The sequence below is a fragment of the Rhodococcus sp. 14-2470-1b genome (assembly GCF_002259415.1).
Classification (GTDB): domain Bacteria; phylum Actinomycetota; class Actinomycetes; order Mycobacteriales; family Mycobacteriaceae; genus Rhodococcoides.
Genome location: NZ_NPFY01000008.1, coordinates 81,888 through 105,026, shown reverse-complemented (window position 1 = coordinate 105,026; position 23,139 = coordinate 81,888). Strand labels below are relative to the sequence as shown.

21 protein-coding genes are annotated in these 23,139 nt (G+C 65.4%); 10 read left to right on the top strand and 11 right to left on the bottom strand.

What is annotated here, in order from left to right; genetic code table 11:
- Positions 1–35: 35 nt before the first annotated feature.
- On the bottom strand, positions 36–1,478 hold the full coding sequence (gene dctA, locus CH293_RS05425) for a C4-dicarboxylate transporter DctA (protein ID WP_020111918.1): 1,443 nt from the start codon (positions 1,476–1,478) through the stop codon (positions 36–38).
- An 80-nt stretch (positions 1,479–1,558) separates the two neighbouring features.
- Entirely contained in the window at positions 1,559–2,659 is a 1,101-nt protein-coding gene (locus CH293_RS05420; RefSeq protein ID WP_037108199.1) for a tartrate dehydrogenase, read from the bottom strand.
- Positions 2,660–2,849: 190 nt separating this feature from the next.
- Here CH293_RS05420 and CH293_RS05415 point away from each other — a divergent pair, with 190 nt between their 5' ends.
- The 3 genes from CH293_RS05415 (at position 2,850) to CH293_RS05405 (ending at position 5,626) form a co-directional block, all read left to right on the top strand.
- Positions 2,850–3,758 carry a LysR family transcriptional regulator gene (locus CH293_RS05415; protein ID WP_094719594.1) on the top strand — a complete coding sequence of 303 codons (909 nt, stop codon included), beginning with the start codon at positions 2,850–2,852 and terminating at the stop codon, positions 3,756–3,758.
- A 154-nt stretch (positions 3,759–3,912) separates the two neighbouring features.
- Positions 3,913–4,632 carry a VIT family protein gene (locus tag CH293_RS05410; RefSeq protein WP_094719638.1) on the top strand — a complete coding sequence of 240 codons (720 nt, stop codon included), beginning with the start codon at positions 3,913–3,915 and terminating at the stop codon, positions 4,630–4,632.
- A gap of 97 nt (positions 4,633–4,729) precedes the next feature.
- Positions 4,730–5,626 carry a glucose 1-dehydrogenase gene (locus CH293_RS05405; RefSeq protein ID WP_094719593.1) on the top strand — a complete coding sequence of 299 codons (897 nt, stop codon included), beginning with the start codon at positions 4,730–4,732 and terminating at the stop codon, positions 5,624–5,626.
- A 5-nt stretch (positions 5,627–5,631) separates the two neighbouring features.
- Here CH293_RS05405 and CH293_RS05400 read toward each other — a convergent pair whose 3' ends face one another.
- From CH293_RS05400 to CH293_RS05365, 8 genes are all read right to left on the bottom strand, one after another.
- The gene (locus CH293_RS05400) at positions 5,632–6,123 is read right to left on the bottom strand and encodes a WhiB family transcriptional regulator (RefSeq protein WP_094719592.1); all 492 of its coding nucleotides are present in this window, start codon (positions 6,121–6,123) and stop codon (positions 5,632–5,634) included.
- 9 nt (positions 6,124–6,132) lie between these two features.
- The gene (locus CH293_RS05395; protein WP_094719591.1) at positions 6,133–7,311 is read right to left on the bottom strand and encodes a glycerate kinase; all 1,179 of its coding nucleotides are present in this window, start codon (positions 7,309–7,311) and stop codon (positions 6,133–6,135) included.
- A gap of 94 nt (positions 7,312–7,405) precedes the next feature.
- Positions 7,406–8,527, bottom strand: coding sequence for a sugar diacid recognition domain-containing protein (locus tag CH293_RS05390; RefSeq protein WP_094719590.1), 1,122 nt, complete (start codon positions 8,525–8,527; stop codon positions 7,406–7,408).
- A gap of 22 nt (positions 8,528–8,549) precedes the next feature.
- Positions 8,550–10,133, bottom strand: a complete 1,584-nt coding sequence (gene ahpF, locus CH293_RS05385; protein ID WP_094719589.1) for an alkyl hydroperoxide reductase subunit F — start codon at positions 10,131–10,133, stop codon at positions 8,550–8,552.
- 131 nt (positions 10,134–10,264) lie between these two features.
- Positions 10,265–10,828 (bottom strand): alkyl hydroperoxide reductase subunit C, encoded by a 564-nt coding sequence (gene ahpC / locus CH293_RS05380; RefSeq protein WP_037114445.1) that lies wholly within the window; start codon positions 10,826–10,828, stop codon positions 10,265–10,267.
- Between the two features lie 181 nt (positions 10,829–11,009).
- Complete coding sequence (locus CH293_RS05375) at positions 11,010–11,414, bottom strand: SRPBCC family protein (RefSeq protein WP_019663745.1); 405 nt, start codon at positions 11,412–11,414, stop codon at positions 11,010–11,012.
- A gap of 17 nt (positions 11,415–11,431) precedes the next feature.
- Entirely contained in the window at positions 11,432–14,932 is a 3,501-nt protein-coding gene (locus CH293_RS05370; RefSeq protein ID WP_255122706.1) for a bifunctional proline dehydrogenase/L-glutamate gamma-semialdehyde dehydrogenase, read from the bottom strand.
- A 33-nt stretch (positions 14,933–14,965) separates the two neighbouring features.
- Positions 14,966–15,940: a LysR family transcriptional regulator gene (locus tag CH293_RS05365; RefSeq protein WP_037114349.1), complete on the bottom strand. Its 975-nt coding sequence runs from the start codon at positions 15,938–15,940 to the stop codon at positions 14,966–14,968.
- Positions 15,941–16,076: 136 nt separating this feature from the next.
- Between CH293_RS05365 and CH293_RS05360 the strand changes: the two genes are divergently transcribed.
- The 4 genes from CH293_RS05360 to CH293_RS05345 all read left to right on the top strand — a co-directional run bounded on the left by CH293_RS05360 (position 16,077) and on the right by CH293_RS05345 (position 20,071).
- Entirely contained in the window at positions 16,077–16,934 is an 858-nt protein-coding gene (locus tag CH293_RS05360; protein WP_037114441.1) for a DMT family transporter, read from the top strand.
- 140 nt (positions 16,935–17,074) lie between these two features.
- Positions 17,075–17,725 (top strand): DUF3159 domain-containing protein, encoded by a 651-nt coding sequence (locus tag CH293_RS05355; protein ID WP_255122705.1) that lies wholly within the window; start codon positions 17,075–17,077, stop codon positions 17,723–17,725.
- 64 nt (positions 17,726–17,789) lie between these two features.
- Positions 17,790–18,521 carry a MerR family transcriptional regulator gene (locus tag CH293_RS05350; RefSeq protein ID WP_094719586.1) on the top strand — a complete coding sequence of 244 codons (732 nt, stop codon included), beginning with the start codon at positions 17,790–17,792 and terminating at the stop codon, positions 18,519–18,521.
- Entirely contained in the window at positions 18,518–20,071 is a 1,554-nt protein-coding gene (locus CH293_RS05345; RefSeq protein ID WP_094719585.1) for an alpha/beta fold hydrolase, read from the top strand. The genes CH293_RS05350 and CH293_RS05345 overlap by 4 nt, the downstream gene beginning before the upstream one ends.
- On the opposite strand, the gene CH293_RS05340 is transcribed toward CH293_RS05345, so the two are convergent.
- A complete protein-coding gene (locus CH293_RS05340) occupies positions 20,068–20,862 on the bottom strand; it encodes an alpha/beta fold hydrolase (RefSeq protein WP_037114338.1) in 795 nt (264 codons plus the stop codon). The two genes, CH293_RS05345 and CH293_RS05340, sit on opposite strands and share 4 nt — an antisense overlap.
- Before the next feature lie 156 nt (positions 20,863–21,018).
- Here CH293_RS05340 and CH293_RS05335 point away from each other — a divergent pair, with 156 nt between their 5' ends.
- From CH293_RS05335 to CH293_RS05325, 3 genes are all read left to right on the top strand, one after another.
- Positions 21,019–21,426: a YciI family protein gene (locus CH293_RS05335; protein WP_094719637.1), complete on the top strand. Its 408-nt coding sequence runs from the start codon at positions 21,019–21,021 to the stop codon at positions 21,424–21,426.
- A gap of 40 nt (positions 21,427–21,466) precedes the next feature.
- On the top strand, positions 21,467–22,618 hold the full coding sequence (locus CH293_RS05330) for an RNA polymerase sigma factor (protein WP_217900740.1): 1,152 nt from the start codon (positions 21,467–21,469) through the stop codon (positions 22,616–22,618).
- A gap of 146 nt (positions 22,619–22,764) precedes the next feature.
- The gene (locus CH293_RS05325; protein ID WP_094719583.1) at positions 22,765–23,103 is read left to right on the top strand and encodes an L-rhamnose mutarotase; all 339 of its coding nucleotides are present in this window, start codon (positions 22,765–22,767) and stop codon (positions 23,101–23,103) included.
- The last annotated feature ends 36 nt before the right edge of the window (positions 23,104–23,139 follow it).

The following is a 23,139-nucleotide window of genomic DNA, read 5'->3' as shown; positions in this document are numbered from 1 at the left end:
TCGGGCAATTCGTAATACTCGGTCGTAGTGGCGCCCTAGCTGTGACTCGAGCTGCTCGACTGTGTCGCGGGCTGCAGTTGTTCGTGAACTGCCGAGGAGCGCGCGGTGACGGGTTGCGGCTGGTGTTCGAGGACTTCCATGTCGAAGTCGTTCTCGGTGTCGCCCTCGGGAGGGGGAAGTACTTCGCCGGCGAAGACGCGGCGGGCGCGGTCGACGTCGAGTTCATGGTTCCATTTGGCGACGAACAGGGTGGCGACGGCGTTGCCGATGAAATTGACCAGTGCGCGGCATTCGGACATGAACTTGTCGATGCCGAAGATGAGCATGATGCCTGCGGCGGGGATGGTGCCCAGTGTGCTCAATGTCGCTGTCAGGGCGATGAATCCGCCGCCGGCCACTCCTGCCGCTCCCTTGGAGGTGAGGAGCATGACGCCGAGGAGTCCGAGCTGCTGGGCGATCGTCAGGTCGGTGTTGGTGGCCTGCGCGATGTAGAGCGCAGCGAGGGAGAGGTAGATCGCGGCGCCGTCGAGGTTGAAACTGTAGCCGGTGGGGACGACGAGGCCGACGGTGGTCTTCTTGACGCCTGCGTATTCGAGTTTGCGCATCAACCCCGGCAAAGCGGGTTCGGCGGTTGATGTGCCGAGGATCAGCAGGAGTTCTTCTTTGAAGAAGCCCAACATTCGGAAGATGTTGAGCCGCAGGTACGCCATGACCGACCCGAGTACGACGATGACGAACAGTGCCGAGGTGGCGTAGAAGAGAAGGATGAGGCTGCCGAGGCTGGTGAGCGTGGACACGCCGTACTTGCCGATGGCGAATGCCATGGCTCCGAAGGCTCCCAGTGGGGCGAGCTTCATGATGAAGCTCAGGACCTTGAACACGACCGCAGTGAGTCGCTCGACGGCATCTCGGATCGGATCCGAGATCTGGCCCACCGCATTGATGGCGACGCCGAAGATGACGGCAAGGAAGATGACCTGAAGGATGTCGCCCTCGACGAAGGGGCCGACGACACTGTCCGGGACGAGGTGGGTGATGAATTCCCACCATTCCTTCTCCTCGCCTGCCTTGATGAAACTGTTTGCCGAGTCGGTGGTTTCGAGGGATGCTGCGTCCGCGTTGACCCCGTCACCCAGTCGGAAGATGTTGATGGCCACCAAGCCGGTGAGCATCGCGATGATGGTGCCGACTTGGAAGTAGGTCAGAGCCTTGATGCCGGTCAGGCCGACCTTCTTGAGGTCTGCGACCGAGGCGATGCCGCCGACGATGGTCAGGAACACGATCGGCCCGATGAGCATCTTCATCGCGGTGATGAAGGTGGTTCCGATCGGTTCCATCGCTTCGCCGGTGCTAGGCCAGAGCCATCCGACACCGATGCCGGCGACGATGGCGACGATGACCCAGAAGTAGAGCTGTTTGTACCAGGGTTTCTTCACCGTGGTCGGTTGGTAACTCGCTGTGCTGCTTGTTGTTCCCATGAGATTCACCTCGGGTGAGAGTTCGCATTTTTCTTCGTTGGTGGTCGAGAGTTACCGACCGACGTGGGTGACGCGGTGGATCAGGCGGGTGTCAGGGCGTTCTGCAGTGCATGGACGATGGCCTCGGTGACCTCGTGGGTGTCCGAGGTACCGCCGATGTCGCGCGTCAGTGCGCCGCCACCGGTCGCCGTTTCGATCGCAGCTTCGACGCGGCGTGCCTCCTCGTGCAGCCCGAAGTGATCGAGCATCAACGCTGCGCTGGCGATGGCGCCGATCGGGTTACTGATCCCCTTGCCTGCGATGTCGGGGGCCGAGCCGTGAACGGGCTCGAACATGCTCGGGAAGCGGCGCTCGGGATTGAGGTTCGCGCTCGCGGCGACGCCGAGACTTCCCGCGAGAGCCGACCCGAGGTCGGAGAGGATGTCGGCGTTGAGGTTGGAGGCCACGACGACGGACAGGTCCTCCGGATGCAAGATGAACTTTGCGCTCATGGCGTCGACGAGCACGCTTTCGGTCGTGACGTCCGGGTAATCGAGTGCGACGCGCTTGAAGACGTCGTCCCACAGCACCATTCCGTACTGCTGAGCGTTGGATTTGGTGACGCTGGAGACTTTCTTCACGGTACGGGTGCGGGCGAGGTCGAACGCGAAGCGCATGATGCGCTCGCATCCCTTCTCGGTGAACAGCGCGGTCTGCAGTGCGACTTCGTTCCCGGGTCCGCGGCCGCTGAGGTTGCGCCCTCCGAGGCCGGCGTACTCGCCTTCGCTGTTCTCACGAACGACGACCCAGTCGAGCTCGGTGTCATCGGCCTTCCGAAGCGGCGACTGGACGCCGGGGAGGAACTTCACCGGACGCACGTTGGCCCATTGGTCGAAGTTCTGCGTGATGTTGAGCCGCAGACCCCACAGGCTGATGTGATCCGGAACGTTTTCCCAGCCGACAGCACCGAAGTAGATGGCGTCGTAGCCCTTCAGGGTGTCCAGTCCGTCGTCGGCCATCATCTTGCCGGTTTCCGCGTAGTAACCGCAGCCCCAGGGGAACTCGTCCCACTGGAAGGCGAACTTGCCGCCGGACTGCGCGGCCAGAACGTCCAATACGCGCTGGCCCGCCTCGACCACCTCCCGGCCGACACCGTCGGCCGGGATGGACGCGATCTTGTACGTGGTGGGTTCGATTGCCATGAGTTCCTCCGTTGTTGTGCAGGTCACATTCTGTCTTGAACCATTAAGGGGTGACAGGGCAATCGGCGTCCAAGACCAAAAGCCGATCCGGCTTATCGGTTTTTCCTAATCGAGTCGGATTTTCGCAGGTAGAGTGCGTGCTCGGGCACCGGCTTCACGGAGCGTCATCACACCCGAGGAGGTTCGACGGATGGACGCGCGGCATCTGAGGTACTTTCTGGCCGTCGTCGACGAAGGGGGCATCAACCGGGCAGCCGAGGCGCTTCTCATCGCGCAGCCGTCTCTGTCTCAGTCGATCGCATCGTTGGAGCGGGAGCTAGGTGTTCCGCTTTTCCACCGCATCGGACGACGCTTGGTCCTGAGCGATGCGGGCGAGACCTTGATCGGCCCCGCGCGGGTGGTGCTGCGAGACCTCGACGACGCGGCCGCCTCGGTCGAGGAGTTGAAGGGTTTGCGTCGTGGACGTGTAGATCTGATCACGATGCCCTCACCGGGTATCGAGCCGTTGACGACCATCCTGACTCGGTTCAGCACGTCGTATCCGTCCGTCACCGTGAACGCCGAGGCTGCCTTCACCCCGGACGAGGTTTTGCACGCAGTGCGAACCGGCGCGTGCGAAGTGGGAATTCTGGGTTCGCCCAGTGACGTCCGTGCCCCCGAGCTGGAGGTCGTGGCACTGGAAAGCCAACCGTTGATCCTCATCTCGGGCGCCGGCGCGAGCACGCCGGACGGCCCGGTCATCGAACGGTCCGAACTGTCCGGACTGAGACTGATCGTGTCCCAGCACGGTTCGTTGATGCGGACACTCGTCGACGAGGTTCTCGCGAGTGGCGTCGACGCCACCATCGCCGCCGAGGTTGCACATCGAACGTCGATCCTGCCGATGGTGCTCAGTGGATTCGGTCAGGCGGTCATGCCGTCGTCGTGGGCGCCGTCGGCGCGGCAGGCGGGCGCCAGAATTCACCGGATCGTCCCGGAGTCGTACCTGCACGTTGCCGCCGTCTGCCGGAAAACCCACCTCACACCGCCTGCGCAGAAACTGATGGACGAAGCGCGATTGTATGCAACAGGGCAGCCGGCGGTCTGGGATCTCAGTTGAGACAACGACGGGTACGGACATGGAGACTGCGACGTATCGAACACGGTGCCCTGCGGCGTGGGAAGAGGTAGACGCTTCGGCGCAGGCGCAATATGGACCAGTCCGATGACGGGTGATCCCGATCGATCGTGATTACGGCCCACAGGAGGCGAGCATGCCGGACACTGTTCCCGGGACACACGAGGCAGAACCACACCGAGACATCGGTGGGCGCCTGAACTGGCTGCGTGCCGGAGTTCTGGGTGCCAACGACGGCATCGTGTCGACCGCCGGACTCGTCGTGGGTGTCGCGGCTGCCACCGTCGAGCGTGGGCCTGTGCTCACCGCGGGCGTTGCGGGTCTGGTCGCCGGCGCGGTGTCGATGGCGCTCGGTGAGTACGTTTCCGTGAGCACGCAACGCGACACCGAGCGATCGCTGCTGGACAAGGAACGCCGTGAGCTCGAGGACGAGCCCGAGCAAGAACTGGCAGAGCTCGCCGCTCTGTACGAGGCCAAAGGGCTGTCGCCGGCGACAGCCATGACCGTCGCCGAGGAATTGACCGCAAGTGACCCCTTCGCAGCGCACGTCGACGCAGAACTGGGAATCGATCCGGACGCTCTGACCAACCCGTGGCAGGCGGCGGCGTCGTCCGCGGTGGCGTTCGTCAGTGGAGCGCTTCTCCCGCTGCTTGCCATCGTTCTGCTACCGGCGTCGGTTCGTATCCCGGTGACCTTCGTCGTCGTCCTGATTGCACTGGCCGCGACGGGAACGATCAGTGCGTGGCTCGGGGACTCACCTGCTCGACCGGCAGTGACGCGGATCGTGCTCGGGGGTGCGCTGGCTATGGTCGTCACCTACGGCATCGGTCAACTCGCGGGCGTCGCAGGGATCTGACGTACCGGTCTCGAACAGTGACACCTGCATCGGTGTCGCCGGCGACGGTTGCCGGTCCCATCGACGGGTAACCAGTTCTCCCGACGAAAGGACACCGATGGCAGACCAGTTCACCAAACAGGACCCGACCACGTCGTTCCCGATGCCGGAGCGAGCGGACCAGGACGAGATAGAGCACCCCGGCCTGACTGCGGATCTGGTGTCGGCACCGGACCACGGTGAAGCCTCGTACCGCGGTGCCGGACGTCTGGACGGACGTAAGGCTCTCGTGACCGGAGGTGACTCCGGCATCGGCCGCGCGGTCGCCCTGGCGTTCGCACGCGAAGGCGCCGACGTGGTGATCGGCCACCTGCCCGCCGAGGCCGCCGATGCGCAGGTGACGGTGGATCTGATCGAGTCGGCAGGACGATCCGGCGTTGCAGTTGCCTGCGATCTCACCGACGAGTCGCAATGCATCCGGTTGGTCGATTCCGCGGTCGACGCACTCGGTGGCCTGGACATCGTCGTCAACAACGCGGCGTTCCAGATGGCCAGGATGGGCGGGATCGCCGAGATCAGCTCCGAGCAGTTCGACCGTGTGCTCAAGACCAATCTGTACGCGCTGTTCTGGATCAGCAAACGTGCCGTCGAGATCATGACCGCCGGAGCGACCATCATCAACACCACCTCGATCCAGGCGTCGAACCCGTCTCCGGAGCTGCTCGACTACGCGACCACCAAGGCTGGAATCGTCGCCTTCACGAAGGGCTTGTCCGGTGACCTCGCGTCGCGGGGAATCCGCGTCAACGCCGTTGCACCCGGACCCATCTGGACTCCGCTGATACCGGCGACGATGCCGGCGGGCAAGTACGAACAGTTCGGTGAGACGGTTCCGCTCGGCAGGCCGGGACAGCCGGCCGAGCTTGCTCCCGCCTACGTGTTCCTCGCGTCGAACGAGTCGAGTTACATCACCGGCGAGACCATTGCCGTCACCGGCGGAACACCGTTCAACTGAGCCGATCAGAATTTCGTCGGCGGCCGGTCCGGGGTGACGGGCTGCGCCGAGTCGGGGCGGGGAATGCGTCGGTAGGGGCGCTGCGGTGGTCCGATGCGGTGCTTGCGCCGGGGCGGCTGCTCGGCCTCCGCGATCGACTCCACTGCCGGTGGTGTCGGTGCCGGTGGTGTCGGTGCCGGCCCGATATCCAACGAGGCACCGGCCAGGGCCCGTTCCTTCGATGTGGTGGCACCCCAGATGCCGTGCGGCTCGGCGGCTTCCATCGCGTAGTCCCTGCAGGTGTGCAGTACCGGGCAGTCGGTGCAGATGGCTTTGGCGCGAGCCTCCATGGCCGCGAGCGACCGCCCGCGTGCACTGGTCGGCGGGTAGAACAGCAGTGGATCCTCGTGCCTGCACGATCCATGCAGCTGCCAATCCCACTGCTCGGCCACGGGCTGAGGCAAGCTCGGCGGCAACGAACGGTAGCGCGTGACGGCGGAATGCGGATCGAGCGACATTGTTCTCCTTCACACCGCCGCGTGCTGCGCGAGCGTCTTGTACAGGCCGGCGACGTGCGCGGCCGTGTCGTGTACCAGTTCCGTTGTCCGCGAGGACATGTCCTCGAGGGTGGACGGCCCGGCGGCGATGGAGAAGGCCGCGGCGATCCCCGCGTCGCGTATCTCCGCGGGCGTCAGGACGACTCGTCCGGCGATGACGACGACGGGGCACGAGGGTGGCGCGGCGCGTCGTACACCGGCAACTACCTTGCCTCGCAACGACTGTGAATCGAACGATCCCTCACCGGTCACGATCATCGATGCGCCGGAGCACAGTTCTTCGAACCCGATCGCAGTCATGACCATGTCCGACCCGGGCATCAGCTGCACATCGAGGTAGGCCGCGAGAGACGCAGGCAACCCGCCCGCCGCACCAATGCCCTCGGTCGTGGTGACGTCGGTCCCGGTGGCGGATTTCAGCACGTCGGCGAGATGCGCCAAACCGGAGTCGATGGTCTCCACGTCCGACGGGGTTGCGCCCTTCTGCGGCCCGAACACCGCTGCGGCACCGCTGTCTCCGAGCAACGGATTGTCGACGTCGACGGCGATTCGAACGGTCACCTCGCCTGCTCGCGGATGCAGGCCGCTGACGTCGATGCTGTCGATGTTCGCCAGGCCGGCGGCACCCGGCTCGACGACACTGCCTGCGCCGTCGAGAAAACGTGCGCCGAGGGCAGACAGGAAACCGGTACCGCCGTCGTTGCTCGCGCTCCCGCCGATGCACAGCAGGATCTCGGAGACACCGTCGTCGAGAAGTTGTCGGGCGAGCACGCCCACCCCGTGACTGTCCGCTCGCAGAGGCTGCAGCGGGGCGTCGGAGACATGGGGGAGACCGTTGGCTTCAGCAGCTTCGATGACGCCGGTCCTGCCGTCGGCGGACACTGCGATCCGCGCGGTTCGGGGTCGTCCGATCGCGTCGACGGTGTCGATCTCGCTGATGCGCGCGTCGAGAGATGCCGCGAGCGCATCCAGCGTCCCCTCCCCGCCGTCGGCCATCGGGCATTCGACGATCCTCGCGTCCGGTCCCAGTACGTCCCGGAAGCCGGCGGCCATCGCCGACGCCACCTCGGCGGCCGTGCCGGAGCCCTTGAACGAGTCCGGGGCAACGACGATCGTGGTGCGTCGCGCGTCGGTTCTGTGCTGTTCCATGACAGTAGGTTAAGTCACCGACTCCGGTCGGGGTATGGGCTTCGTGCACATTGTTCGGTCGGAATTGGCGCCGATATCGGTGCGCGGCGCACACTCATCGGACAAGCTCGTCCGCATCGACTCGTCGGGCCGACGCAAGGGCCAGCTTCATGGCCACGGCGTCGTCGAACACCCGCAGGTCCAGCCCCGTCAGTTGCTCGATGCGGTTCAACCGTTGCACGACGGTGTTCCGGTGGGTGTGCAGAGCAGAAGCCGTCGTCACGATCGACAGATTGTTCTCGATCAGGACTGCCGCGGTCTCGCGCAACGCCTCCGACAGGGGTCCGAGGATTCGCCTCGCAGAGTCCAGCGCGATGGCCTCGGGCTGACGACCGACGAGGATGTCGATGTCGAGTGCGGAGAGCTCGTGGACGATGCCGTCCGGAAGGTGATGCCGGAGCAGAACGTCCATCTGCTGCACGTCGACGACCAGTTCGGGTGTGGACGCTCCCACACGCCCGGCGACGACGGAGGCGCCAGCCGCGCGCAGTCGATCGACGACGACCGCGCGGGTGCTGGCGTCGGACGAACCGACGAGGAGCCACAGCGTGGTGTCGCGCTCCCACGCGACGACGTTGCCGATGCCCACCACGCTGTTGCGGAACCGACCGAGCGCAGCCGGGCCGGGCGACGTACCGCGAGCAGTCACGATCGACCACGGCGGCCGGATCGGTCTGCCCACGTCGCGAAGCCTGGCCACGACGCGAGCCTCGGACACGTGGGAGTCGACGATCATCGCGTTCAGTAGATCGCGCAGCGACGATTCCCTCCACCGCGCGTCGTCGAGGTGCTGCTCCTGCTTCAGCAGAAGCGACACGGTGAGCACGAGGATGCGGGCGAGAGGCTCGACGACGGCGGGGTCGCCGGTGATTCCGACGACCCCCACCGCCTCGCTCTCCGCTGCTTCGTTCTTCACCGCGCCGGGTTCCGCCCCGTCGTCGCCCAGGTAGAACGGAACGTTCACACCCTCGCGCATGTCCGGATCGGCACCGTCGGCGTCGATCCGGACGACGTCCCCACGCTCGAGCGCCCGCACTGCACCGTCGTGCAGCGTGCCCAGGCGCGCTGGGTCGACGGACGCGATGATGATGCCGTGCGCATCCATGATGTTGACGTTGTGTGCCACAACAGGACGCACTTGGTCGACCACGCGCTGGGCGAGTTCGGCGGTCAGCATCGCCCGAGCGTACCCGGGAGCGTCAGACCGAGACTGCTTCCTCGGCCGGGGTGCTGGTGCGAATCAAGTGATCGAACGCGCTGAGCGCTGCCGTCGCACCCGATCCTGCCGCGACGATGATCTGCTTGAACGGCGCGGTGGTGCAATCACCTGCTGCGAAGACGCCCGGTACCGATGTCCGTGCGTGATCGTCGACGATGATCTCCCCGCGCGGGGTGAGATCGACGGTGCCGGAGAGGAACTCGGTGTTGGGCAGCAGGCCGATCTGAACGAACACTCCGTCGAGGTCGACGGTGTGCGCGGTGTCGTTCGTGCGGTCGGTGTACGCCAACCCGGTGACCTTGGAACCGTCGCCGATGACCTGGGTGCTCAGGGTGCTGACCAGGATGTCGACGTTGGGGAGGCTGCGGAGCTTGCGCTGCAGAACGTCGTCGGCGCGCAGCTGCGAGTCGAACTCCACGAGGGTGACGTGCGCGACGATGCCGGCCAGGTCGATCGCTGCCTCGACGCCCGAGTTGCCGCCGCCGATGACGGCGACGCGCTTGCCCTTGAACAGCGGGCCGTCGCAGTGCGGGCAGTACGTGACGCCCTTGTTGCGGTATTCGGTCTCGCCGGGAACGTTCATCGAGCGCCACCGTGCGCCGGTGGACAGGATCACGCTACGTGAGAGAAGCCGTGCGCCGCTTGCGAGTTCGACCTCGACAAGTCCCTGCGGTGTGGCGGCGGGGGTCAACTTGGTGGCGTTCTGGACGTTCATGATGTCGACGTCGTACTGGCGAACGTGGTTCTCCAGCTCGGCGGCGAACTTCGGTCCTTCGGTGTACGCAACGGACGCGAAGTTCTCGATACCCATGGTGTCCAGCGTCTGACCACCGAAGCGCTCGGCGACGACGCCGGTGCGAATTCCCTTGCGCGCAGCGTAGAGTGCTGCGGTTGCACCCGCCGGGCCGCCTCCGACGACGAGCACGTCGAACGGGTCCTTCTCGGAGATCGCTGTCGCGGTGCGTTCCGCGGAGCCGGTGTCGAGCTTGCCGACGATCTGTTCGAGGGTCATGCGGCCGGACCCGAAGGGCTCACCGTTGAGGAACACCGACGGAACGGCCATAATGCCGCGGTCGTCGACCTCGTCCTGGAACAGGGCACCGTCGATGGCGATGTGCTTGACGTTGGCGTTGAGTACAGCCATCACGTTCAACGCCTGCACCACGTCCGGGCAGTTCTGGCAGGAGAGGGAGAAGTAGGTTTCGAAGTAGAAGTCGCCTTCGAGGTCGCGGACCTGGGCAAGCAGCGCGGCGTCTTCCTTGGAGGGGTGGCCACCGACCTGCAACAGCGCGAGCACGAGAGAGGTGAACTCGTGTCCGAGCGGGATACCGGCGAACTGGACCTCGATGTCGGTGCCGATCCGACGGATGGCGAACGACGGCTTGCGCGGGTCGGTGCCGGTGCGGGAGTGGGTGACCGAGTCCGACAGTCCGGCGATCTGGTCGAGAAGTTCGCCGAGTTCGACGGATTTGGGTGCGTCGCCGAGAGAGGACACGAGCTCGATCGGCTGCGTCACGTTCTGGAGCAGGGTCTTCAGTTGATTGGCGAGTGCGGCGTCGAGCATGAGGTGTACTCCTGAGATCGGAAGGAATGGTCGTGGATTCTCAGCTCGGGCCGAGTGATCCGAACGTGGGGGATGCGCAGGCGGCACAGGGCTTTGACGCTCCTGTGCCGCTGCGCATCGATCCGAACGAATCAGATCTTGCCGACGAGCTCCAGCGACGGTGCGAGGGTGTCTTCGCCCTCTTCCCACTTCGCCGGGCAGACCTCACCCGGGTGGCTGCGCACGTACTGTGCGGCCTTGACCTTGCGGAGAAGCTCGGATGCGTTGCGGCCGATACCTTCTGCGGTCACCTCGGTGAACTGCACGACGCCGTCCGGGTCGACCAGGAAGGTGCCGCGGTCGGCGAGGCCCTGGTTCTCGCGGAGAACCTCGAAGTCCGTGCTGATCTTCAGCGTCGGGTCACCGATCATCGTGTACTTGATCTTGCCGATCGTGTCGGACGACGCGTGCCACGCCTTGTGGGTGAAGTGGGTGTCGGTCGAGACCGAGAACACCTCGACGCCGAGGCGCTGCAGCTCGTCGTAGTGGTCGGCGAGGTCGCCGAGCTCGGTGGGGCAGACGAATGTGAAGTCGGCGGGGTAGAAGTAGAAGACCGCCCACTTGTCCTTGATGTCCTCGTCGGAAACGGTAACGAAGGCACCGTCTTTGAAGGCCTCAGCGGTGAACGGCTTGATCTTCTTGTTGATGAGCGACATGTACGGCCTCATTCGTATTCGGGTGCGTTGGTGTCGGTTGACGACCCTAATGATCCTGGATTGATCGGGCCAATCGATGATTGCTCAGATCTCGATAGCTCGAGCTTATCGATCCAGCGTGGGCTTTCTGGACTCGATCAAACCTAGGTCCGGGCGTGACGGACTACACAGCCTCCCGCGATCAGTGCGCGCGTTCCGCAGCCAATCGCTCGATCCGGGGGAGCGCAACGGCCATGATCGTCAGATACGCGGGCGCCCAAATCGGTACGCCGAAGCTCACCACGCAGCCCTCGCCGTCGGGGATCACCTCGTGCCGAGTCGCCGGCACACCCGCCACCCGCCACGCCCAGAGTCGGCCGTCCTCGAACTCGGTGATGCGGAACGGCAGAGGCACTCCGACCGGGGTGAACACCCGGCCTCGGGAACCCAGGGCAAGCGGACCGGGTCGGTCCAGTTCGGCGCCGGCCACCGTCGGACCCCACACCGGCCATGCCGTCAGGTCCACCAGAACCTCCCATGCCGCGGCAGGCGGAACGGACATGGGGAGTTCGACGACGGGCATCCCGCGACGAAGGTTCAGGCGCATGCGGTGTGAGTAGCCGTTCACGGCGAATCGAAACGGTCGCCGCCTGTCGCGATGTTCAGCAGAGCGTCCACCCGAGGCATCTCGCGGTAGGTGCCGAACCGGTGATGGGTGATGCTGATGGACTGCTCGCGCAGGAACGGCAGCATCTCGACGCGACCCGCTTCGGTCACGGCGCCCGACCACACTGCGGCCGACGGCCCGGTGGGCACGTCGGTTCCGGACCCGACGACGCGGGTTCTGTCAGCCCCGCCGTGCGAAACCGCACGCGCCCAGTCCGTTTCGGTGTCGACCGACACGCCGTTGGTGGTCAGGAACCCGAGCACGCCCTCTCCGAGGGCGACGGACGCGTGCACGGACAGGCGCAGAGTGGAACGGGCACGCAATCCGGCTGCGACGACGCGCAGAACCTCCACGGGGCGAGCGTCGGCCTCCGCTCGCACGGTCACCGTGGCAGGAAGGTAGCGCAGCACGTTCGCCTCCACCCCGAGATTCGATACGTCACGGGTGACGCCGAACTCCGTGTCCCACGCCACGAGATCGCTTGCCAGAGAACGCCGTAGAAAGTCGAGGTCGTCGCCGACAAGCGCGGTCTCGCGCAGGAACTTCTCCGCCCACGCGTCGACCACGCAGCCGACGGTCGTGCCGGACGCGGGCGCAGGAGACCAGTCGGACAGACCCACGAGGTAGTTCGGTCCTCCTGCCTTGCTCCCCGTGCCGACCGTCGACTTCTTCCACCCGCCGAAGGGCTGCCGTCGCACGACGGCACCGGTGATGCCCCGGCCCACGTAGAGGTTGCCCGCGGCGACCTCCTGGATCCACTGCGCCTGTTCGGCATCGTCGAGGGAATGAAGGCCTGCGGTGAGCCCGTAGTCGACGTCGTTCTGCACCTCGATCGCCTCGGCGAGAGTGGCGACGGTGATGATGCCGAGGATCGGACCGAAGTACTCCGTTCGATGGAACTCGGAACCAGGAGACACGCCGACGCGTATCCCAGGCGACCACAGCCGGCCCTCGTCGTCCAGTGCACGGGGTTCGAGCAACCACGACTCACCAGGGTCGAGGTGGGTCAGACCCCGGAGAACCTTGCCGCTCGCAGGTTCGACGAGAGGGCCGATACGCGATTCGGGGTCCGTCGGGTACGCAACCTTCATGGACCGGACGGCGTCGACCAGCTGGCCCAGGAAACGATCCGACGTACCGACGGATCCGACCAGAATCGCCAGGGACGCTGCGGAGCACTTCTGGCCTGCGTGGCCGAAGGCAGACCTCGCAAGGTCCTTCACCGCCAGGTCCAGATCGGCTGCGGGTGTGACGACCACGGCGTTCTTGCCGCTCGTTTCCGCGAACAGTCGAATGTCGGGGCGCAGCCGGTGGAACAGCTCTGCCGTCTCGTAGCCACCGGTGAGGATCACCTGATCGACCCGCGGATCCGCGACGAGGGTGCCGGCGAGGGACGCCTCGTCGACGTGCATGAGGCGCAACACCTCTCGCGGCACGCCAGCCCGCCACAGAGCGTCGACCATCACCGACCCGCAACGCTTCGCCTGCGGCGCAGGCTTGATCACGACGGCAGAACCCGCAGCGAGTGCAGCCAGCGTCGATCCGGCCGGTATGGCCACCGGGAAGTTCCACGGCGGTGTGACGACGGTCAGACGCCTCGGCCGATGGAGTGCGCCGTCCACCCGTGAAAGCTCCTCGGCGAGTTCGGCGTAGTACCTGGCGAAGTCGATGGCCTCGCTGACCTCGGGGTCGCCCTCCTCCAAGGTCTTGCCACATTCCGCGGCCATGACCTCGAGCAGGTCCGCACGTGCGCTGGACAGCTCGCGCGCCGCGGACCTCAGGATGCGTGCTCGCTCGGTCGGCGGGAGCGAACCCCAGCCCGCCCCTGCGTCGCACGTCTGCTGAATCAGCTCGTCGAGGCGGACGGGATCGTCGACGGTGTACTCGGTGACGAGCTCCACCCCGATGTCCGACGCCTCGGCGCGCTCGAGGATGCCGCGGCCCCACCGTCTGTTGGCGGCCACGGAGGGATCGGTGTCGGGAGTGTTGGCGAACGGTACTGCGACATCGGCGCTGTCGGCGCTGTCGGCGCTGTCGGTGCTGTCGGTGCTGCCGGTGTTGTCGGTGGTGCGGTTCTGGATCCGTCGCGGCACGGGAACGGAGTCGTCCAGCGCGGTCAGCGACGCACGGAATCGATTCTCCTGCATCGTGAACTGCGGGGTCGGTTGCCCGCTCGCGGTGGTCAGTTCGAACATCGAGGGCATGAAGTTTTCCGGCGCTGCTCCTTCTTCCAGCCGGCGGACGAGGTAGGCGATCGCGACGTCGAATTCGTCGGCGCCGACAACGGGGGTGTAGAGAAGCATCCCGCCGGTGTCCTCGGCGATCACCTGTGCCGTCGCCGACGCCATGCCGAGCAGCATCTCGAATTCGTATCCGGAGTCGATGCCGCGATGTTCGGCGAGACACCGTGCCCAGGCGAGGTCGAACAGGTTGTGCCCGGCAATGCCGATGTGCACATTGCGGATTCGATCGGAGTCGAGCGCGTAGTCGACGATGCGCTTGTAGTTGGTGTCGGTGTCCTGTTTGGACGACCACGTGGCCAGGGGCCATCCGTGCAGAGCGGATTCGACTCGCTCCAGCGGAAGATTCGCGCCCTTGACGATGCGGATCTTGACCGGGGCGCCTCCGCGTGCGGTGCGCTGGGCGGCCCAGTCCTGCAGCCGCATCATCGCGGACAGCGAATCGGGAAGGTATGCCTGCAACACGATTCCCGCCTGAAGCGACAGAAGTTCAGGTCGGTCCAGCAGGGTCGTGAACACTGCGATCGTCAGATCGAGATCGTGGTACTCCTCCATGTCCATGTTGATGAACTTGGGTGTGCCGGACTGCGCGGCCGCCGAGTACAGCGGTGCGAGCTCGTCGACGGTGTGTGCGACGGCCTCCTCGAAGGCCCAGGGCGAGTGCGGCGCAACGACCGCCGAGACCTTGACGGACACGTAGTCGACATCCGATCGCGCCAGCAACGCCGTGGTTCCGTCGAGACGTGCCCGAGCCCCGTCCGATCCCAACACGGCCTCGCCGAGCAGATTGATGCCCGGACGCATTCCGTCCCGGCGAATGCGAGCGAGACCGCTAGACAGTGCGCGCGGCGAGGCGTCGAGCACGAGATGGCCGACCATCGCTCGCAGAGCCCTCTTCGCGACGGGGACGACCAGTGCCGGTGCGATCCTCGCGGCCACGTTGCCGAGCCGAAGGGCGACGCGCAGATGCACGCCCAGGAACTCAGGCAGATCACCGTCCGTCAGATGCGCCCAGTTCCTGGCGGCGACCCGCACATCCTCCGGTCGTACGACGCCGTCGATGAACCCCACGGCGAACTCCAGACCACGCTCGTCGCGCAGCAGGCCCGCCAGACGGACGGCGGCACGATCGGCGGGACGGTCGGCGGAGCGTGTCACCCAACTCCGTGCCAGGGCAACCGCGTCGTCCGCCAGCTGTTCGCGCGTCCTCGGTGCCATGGTCCACACTCCTGAAGGATCGACGGGCTTCGTCTAGCGGGCAGGGCTTGTTTCGGATGTCACCAGTCCATTCTGTATGCGAAGTCGATCGGCGGTGTTCCACTCGGAGGTTCGAGATGCCGCCGTCGACGCGAGCGCTGCTCGGAACGCGCGAATTGCTGGGTGACCGGCTCGCCCGGCGCGGACTGCCGTGTAGATGGTTCGGTCCGGACGCCCCGGCAGTGCGCGAAGATCGAGTCCGTCGGACTGGGTCGCGGCGATCAGCGCGGGGATGAACGCCGCGGCGTGGCCGGTGCGCACCAGATGCGCATGCATCAGGGGGTCCGGGCTGACGAAGCGGACCCTGGGTTCGAATCCTGCGGCACGGCACACCGACCGGGCCCACGTGCCCGTCGCACTGTCCGGCGGGTCCATCGCCCAGGGCACGTCGGACAGGCCTGCCAGGTCGGTACGCGCGGACGGCAACCAGGCGGCCTCGGACGGGACGGCGAGCAGCAGTGGATCGGCGGCGAGGTCCGCTCGGTCGATGTTGTCTCGGACGGGTTCGGGCATGCCGGGGTATTCCTCGCCCAGAATCAGGTCGAAGGAGTGCGACAGCAGACCGTCGTAGGCGGCGGAGACCTGTAGCTGGTCGAACTCGACGGTCAGCGAGGGTTCCTCGGCGGCAAGCAGGTCCAGCACTGCGGGCACGATCGCGAACACGACCGTCTGGAACGACGCGACCCGCAATGTTCCCTGAACGGCCGATTGCGCGGACGCGAGATCCGCCTCGGCTTCCTCGAGTTGGCGAAGGACGATCTCGGCGTGGGCGGCGAGTCCGACTGCGGCGTCGGTCAACGTCACCCCTCGCCCCACCGGTTCCAGCAGCCGAACGCCGGACTCCTTCTCGAGCAGCGACAGCTGCTGTGACACCGCGGACGGCGTGTAGGACATCACACGGGCTACCTCGGCGAGCGTGCCGCGCCGGTGTAATTCGAGAAGGATCCGCAGGCGAGGGACGTTGAGCATCGGATTCCCGTCATAGGTAAGCAATAGTGACTGTTATTCTACAAAATGATTCGCTGGACTTACGTGACTTACACGAGAAGCATTCACTGTCATGACGGCAACCTCCCGGACACCCGGCACGGGCTCAGCAGTGGCGATGATGGTCGGGTCGTGTTTGTCCCTGCAGTTCGGCGCAGCTCTTGCCGTTCAGATCTTTCCTGTCGCCGGGTCGTGGGCCGTCACTGCGGCGCGGTTGGCCATCGCAGCCGCTCTGCTGCTTCTCCTGGTGCGTCCACGGGTGCGCGGATGGTCGAAGGCGCAATGGAAGAGCATGGCCGCGCTGGGGTTCGCATTGGCCGCCATGAACGGATGCTTCTACGCCGCGATCGATCGAATCCCTCTCGGCGTGGCGGTGTCGATCGAGTTTCTCGGACCACTCGTTCTGGCCGCTGTCCTGTCACGCAGGCGCGCCGACGTCGGATGGGCGTGCCTCGCATTGGTCGGCATGGTGCTGCTGGGCGTCGAATCCGCCGTACACGCAACGAGTCTCGATCCTGTCGGAATCATGTTCGCATTGTTCGCCGCGTCGTTCTGGGTTCTCTACATCCTGACCAATGCACGGGTAGCGGCAACGGTTCCCGGCACAGGTGGCCTGGCTGCGGCCATGGTGATCGCCGCCGTCTGCGTACTTCCGGCCGGGATGATGCAGGGACTGACCGCCTTCGCGGACCCCGAAACTCTTGCCCTCGCAACGGTGGTTGCGCTGTTGTCGTCGGTCGTTCCGTACACCCTCGAACTTGCTGCGTTGCGGATCATTCCGCGCAACGTCTTCGGCGTCCTCCTGGCCCTCGAACCGATCTTCGCGACACTGGCCGGGTGGCTGCTCCTGCATCAAACGGCAGGGGCGATCCGGCTGACCGCCATCGGACTGGTCATCGCCGCGACGGTGGGAACCGTCCTGACGGCCGAGCGCATCGCGTCGGTACCTGTCCGGCCCGAGGTGAAAGCCCTCTGACCTGGCAGTTCCTGACATCTGTCATGCCCGACCCGTGACGAAGTAGCGCAGTTTCGATTCCCGTCTGCACTGTTGTGGACCCTCCGTGTCGACGACTCTGGGAACAGACAGAGCGACGACTTCGACACGAGGAGGACACGATGACGACTCCGGATTCCACACCGATTCAAGACGAGAAGAAAGTCGACGCCACCCAACTCCTGCTGCACAACCTCGGCGGCGTGAGCGGCATGATCTACACCGCTGTACCTGTGGTCGCCTTCGTGACCGCCAATGCGTTGGTCTCGCTTCCGATCGCCATCGGAGTCGCCGTCGCCATCGCCGTCGTGCTGACAGTGCTGAGGATGGTGCGCGGTGAACCGATCGTCCAGGCGAGCGGTGGACTGATCGGCGTCGTGACGGCGGGTGCCGTAGCGGCATGGACGGGCTCGGCCGGTGGGTACTTCCTGATCGGGATCTGGACCAGCCTGGTCATGGGTGCGCTGATGATGCTGTCCCTGCTCGCACGTCGACCGTTGACCGGCCTCCTGTGGAACGCGCTGCACGGCAACAAGTACCAGTGGCGATCGAATCGCTACACCCTGCGCGCGCACGACATCGCGACCGGCGCCTTCGTGCTGCTGTTCGGCGCGCGCTACATCGTGCAGGACCACCTCTACGACACCGACGCCACCGGATGGCTGGCGTTCGCGAGGATCTCGATGGGCACCCCGTTGTTCGCGCTCGCGATCCTGGTCACCGTCTGGGCTTTCCGACGCTCCACGAAGCGGCTGGTGAACGAAACCTCTTGACTGTGCCGTAAGGGCACAGTTCAGACTGAAACCCACGAGATCCGATCTGCGAGGAGTGTCCGGTATGGGCTGGAGCACCAGGGAGGTAGCCGACCTGGCGGGGACGACATTGAAATCGGTACGGCACTACCACGACGTCGGTCTGCTCGACGAGCCCGAGCGTACGTCGAACGGCTACAAACAGTACGGCGTTCGGCATCTCGTTCGGCTGTTGCAGATCGGACGGCTGACCGACCTCGGCTTCTCGTTGGCGCAGATAGCCGCACTGGGAGACAGTCGTGAGCATCCCGAGCAGGCCCTCCGAACCCTCGATGCCGAGCTGGAGGCCACGATCGAACGGTTGCAGCGAGCACGCACGGAGCTCGCGATCATTCTTCGCGATTCGGTCCCGACAGATCTGCCTGCCGAGTTCGCAGACGCGGCCGCGGAGCTCTCCGAACCGGACCGCACGTTCGTGTCGTTCGCCACCACGATTCTGACGCCCTCCGCACTCGATGCGTACGGCGAGTTGATCAGGAACACTCCGCGTACATCCACCGACACGGAGTTCCAGTCGCTTCCGCGAGACGCGGACGAGGCCACCCGCATCGACTTGGCCGAGCGGATGGCTCCACACATCCAGGACCTGACGATGCGGTATCCGGGATTGTTCGACGCGAACACCTCGGCGCTCGGTAAGGAGCGGGCCACACGAGCATTCGCGGTAGCAGTGGAAGAGCTGTACAACCCCGCCCAACACGATGTTCTGCGCAGGATTTCCGTCATTCTGAACACACCAGGAGTGAGCCACTCGTGAACTATCGTCACCGACCACGCCGGACCGTAAGCGTCCTGGCCGCAGCAGTTCTCGTCCTCGGAGGGTGTAGCCAGGCCGAGCCGGAACCGGATACGACTGCCGATCTGGATCGCTTCTACGGTCAAGCGGTCACGTTCGAGCCATGCGAGGGGTATGGCACGACGTCGACCGACGAGGCAGCGTTCGTCAGCGATCCGACGTTCCAGTGTGCGCGAGTGGATGTCCCGCTCGACTACGACGACCCGGACGGGCGAACGGCGCAGATCGCGCTGCTGAAAGTTCCCGCGAAAGGCGAGCCCATCGGGTCTTTGCTCCTCAACTCGGGTGGCCCCGGAGGACCCGGCATGAGTATGGCCGCAGCTGCGGCGACAACGTTGGCAGACAGCCCGTTGACCGAGAAATTCGACATCGTCGGATTCGATCCACGCGGCGTCGCGGCCTCGACGCCGGCTGTCGACTGCTTCACCGACTCCGAGAACGAAGCAGGCGAGGCGTACACGACGGTTCTGACGGGAGCGAGAACGCTGTCGGAAGACGGGGCACGCGCGCTGGTTCAGCAGTGTGCCGAGCGGTCCGGCGGCGAGGACGTACTGGCGAACGTCGGAACCCGTGACGCAGCCCGGGACATGGATGTGCTGCGCGAAGTGCTGGGCGACGACCAGCTCAGTTACCTCGGACAAAGCTATGGCACGCGCCTGGGCGCGGTCTACGGAGAGATGTTCCCGCAGAACGTTCGTGCCATGGTGCTCGACGGTGCCATCGATCCACTGCAGAGCACTGCGGACCGTCGGATCGATCAGTTCACGGCGTTCCAAGAGGCATTCGACGCCATGGCTGCGGATTGCGCCACCAAGCCCGACTGCCCTCTCGGCCAGGATCCGACGAGGTCCGTCGAGAATTTCCAGAACATCGTCCGCCCGCTGATCGACGATCCGATCGTCACCCCGGGCGGCAGGAAGATGGACTTCGACGCCGCCTACGGGGCCGTGATCGCCGGTCTCTACGACTCGACCGTCTGGCCCGTCATCACCCAGGGCATCGCGGAACTACAGGTGGGGCAAGCAGAGACGTTGCTGAAGATCAGTGACGTGTTCGGCGGGCGTGACGTCGACGGTGCGTACCCGAACTTCGCCGAGGCGCTGTACGCGATCAACTGCAACGACGAGCAGCGCAACACTGCCGAGCAGGAGGTCGAGCTCAAGGAGCGAATTCAGGGCGTCGCACCGTTCACCGACTCCGGTCTGGGGCCGGATGGCGCACGCGACCCGTGTGAATCCTGGCCCGTCGAACCCACTTTGGGATTCCCGTACGCAACCGACATCGACGGTCTGCCGGACACGTTGACCATCTCCATCACCGGCGACCCGTCCACGCCGTACGCGGGTGGTGTCAGTCTTGCCGACACGCTGGGTGGTTCACTGCTCTCCGTCGACGGAGACCAGCACACCGTCGCGTTCTCCGGAGCGAACGACTGCGTCGACACGGTCGTGGCCGAGTACCTCGTGGACCTGAGATCTCCGCCCGAAGGCACCCGCTGCGCTCTTGACTAGACCGTGCGAGTTTCACTTCCTGCCAACAGGATCGACGCGATGAGCTCGGGATTGTCACTCATCGGGACGTGTCCGACGCCAGGCACGGTGATGAACTTGGCGTGCGGCAGGTTCCGCTTCGCGACCGCACGCTCGTAGAACGGCAGGGTGAGGTCGCGTCGGCCCCAGGCGATGGTGATCGGAACCTGCGGCTCCGCCGCGACAGGCAGTTCGAACACAGCCTCCAGTCCCTCGTCGACGAAGGTGTTGGAGACCAGGGACGCGGTGTCCACCACTGCGTCGGCATACGGCACTCGGCTGGGGTGGGCGAAGAACGCGGAGATGGCCGGGTAGCGCACGGCTTTGTAGGACAGCAGACGAGGCGCATGCTCACCCATTCCGCGGGCCAGGGTTCGCAGAACGCGGAACGTGCCGATCGCGCGACGTCGATCGAGGTCGTTCACGAAGAATCCGGCGGGAGACAGCGCGGTCGCCGACGCCACTCGCCCGCGGCACGCCATGGCGATCGCCAGCCAGCCCCCTAGTGAGTTACCCCCGATGTGAGGCTTCGCGTCCGGAGTGTCGAAGTCTCCGAGCAGATCGTCGAGGGCATCGACGACGTAGCCGAGCGGATCGGTTACGTTCGCCTCGAGTGCGGGGGACTCGCCGTGACCGAGCAGGTCGACGGTGACCACCCGTCGATAGGGAGTGAGTAGGTCGAGGACCGGATCCCATGCCTGCCTCCGGTGAACCACTCCGTGAACGAGGACGAGAGTGGGACCGCTACCGGCGACGTCGTACCGCATCTTCATGGGAGCACATAGTAGCTGTGAATAGAGGTAACACCTACTACTTCGCCGAATCGGAGAAATATCTTCGTGGATGATGTCGAAAACACTCACCCGGTTCCGTCCCAGTGTTGGATGCAGCCGAAGGGGCTGCACGAACGCACGCAGAAGGAGACCATCATGGCCAAGTACCTGTTTCTCAAGCACTACCGCGGCGCTCCCGAGGCAGTCAACGATGTCCCCATGAACGAATGGACGCAGGACGAGGTGGAGGCCCACCTGAAGTACATGGACGACTTCGCCGCCACGCTGCAGGAGACCGGCGAGTTCGTCGACAGTCAGGCTCTGAAGCAGGCCGGGGCGTGGGTCCGGTACGACGGCGAGGGAAAGCCGCCGGTCACCGACGGCCCGTTCGCCGAGACCAAAGACCTCGTCGCCGGGTGGATGGTGGTCGACGTCGATTCCTACGACCGCGCCCTCGAACTCGCGGCCGAGCTGTCCGCAGCACCCGGTGCAGGCGGTAAGCCGATTCACGAGTGGCTCGAGGTCCGCCCGCTGATGAGCACGCCCACCACCATCGAAGACTGACATGCACCCCGGGGCCGACACGACTCCGGATCAGCCCGGGATGGACGACGCCCTGGTCCGGCAGTTGACTCCCGCTGTGATCGGCGTCCTCACTCGTCGCGGACTCGATTTCGCGACAGCCGAGGACGCCGTCCAAGAGGCGTTGATCCAGGCCACGACGTCCTGGCCGACGAGGATGCCGTCGGACCCCAAGGGGTGGCTCGTCACCGTCGCCTGGCGGAAGTTCCTGGACGTGTACCGAGCCGACGAAGCCCGTCGAACACGGGAGCTGCGGACCTGGGCCGAGCCGCCACCGGGGGACACCCAGAACGTCGACGACACCCTGCAGCTGCTCTTCCTGTGCGCGCATCCGTCGTTGACGCCGTCGGCGGCGGTCGCGTTGACGTTGCGCGCAGTCGGTGGCCTGACCACCAAGCAGATCGCCGACGCATACCTCGTCCCGGAGAAGACGATGGGTCAGCGCATCAGCCGCGCGAAGAAAACCGTCGGGCACGTGCGATTCACGGAGAACGGGGATCTGTCGACGGTTCATCGGGTGCTCTATTTGATCTTCAACGAGGGGTACACCGGCGACGTCGACCTCGCGGCCGAGGCGGTCCGGCTGACCCGGCAGTTGGCCGCATCGATCTCCGACGAGGAGACGTCCGGTCTTCTCGCGCTGATGTTGCTGCACCATGCCCGCCGGAGTGCCAGGACACGCCCCGACGGCAGCGTCGTTCCCCTGGCCGAGCAGGATCGATCACAGTGGGACACGACGCTGATCGCCGAAGGCGTCGACATCCTGCAGGCCGCGTTGGCGCGCGACCGACTGGGTGAGTTCCAGGCGCACGCCGCGATCGCCGCGCTGCACGCCGACGCCAGGAGCGTCGACGAGACCGACTGGGTGCAGATCGTGAGCTGGTACGACGAACTTCTCGCCGTGACCGCGAGCCCTGTCGTGCAGCTCAATCGGGCTGTCGCAGTGGGGGAGGCCGACGGTGCGGCCGCGGGTCTGGCGGCTCTCGGAGCCGTGGATCCGGGCGTGCCCCGCTTCGCCGCTGCCTCGGCGTATCTCCACGAGAAAGTGGGTGACCTGGTCTCGGCCGCGCGGCTGTACTCCGAGGCGGCACAGGCGGCGTCGAATCTCGCCGAGCGTCATCACCTGTCGTTGCAGGCGTCGCGTCTGGGCAGGACGATGCGCGAGGCCGAGTAGAGGGCCGGACTCCCGAGACAAGGGGTTGACGCGCCGCACTGGCGGGCCCTAATGTGATCCAAGCCATCGATTGAAACGTTTCAATATCCTCGAACGTGCAACAGTCGATGGCGGCACCCACACTCTGATCGTCGAGAAGGTCTTCCATGGCATCGGTTCTGTCCGACACGAAGAAGCTGTGCTTCCTGTTGAAACTGCGCCCCGAGCGAGTGCAGGACTACCTGGCCGCGCACGAGACCGTCTGGCCGGAGATGCTCGATGCTCTGCGCGAGACGGGGTGGAAGAACTATTCGCTGTTCCTTCGACCCGAGGACGGTCTCGTCGTCGGCTACGTCGAGTCGGACGACCCCACGGCGATGACCGCAGCCATGAGCGCGACCGACGTCGACGCACGCTGGCAGGCCACCATGGCCCAGTACTTCGAACCCGCGGCGCGCCCCGACGCCCCTCTCGAGTTTCTGCACCACTACTTCCATCTCCCCTGATCCCCCCTCACAACGACCCCCTCACAACACGGAGCC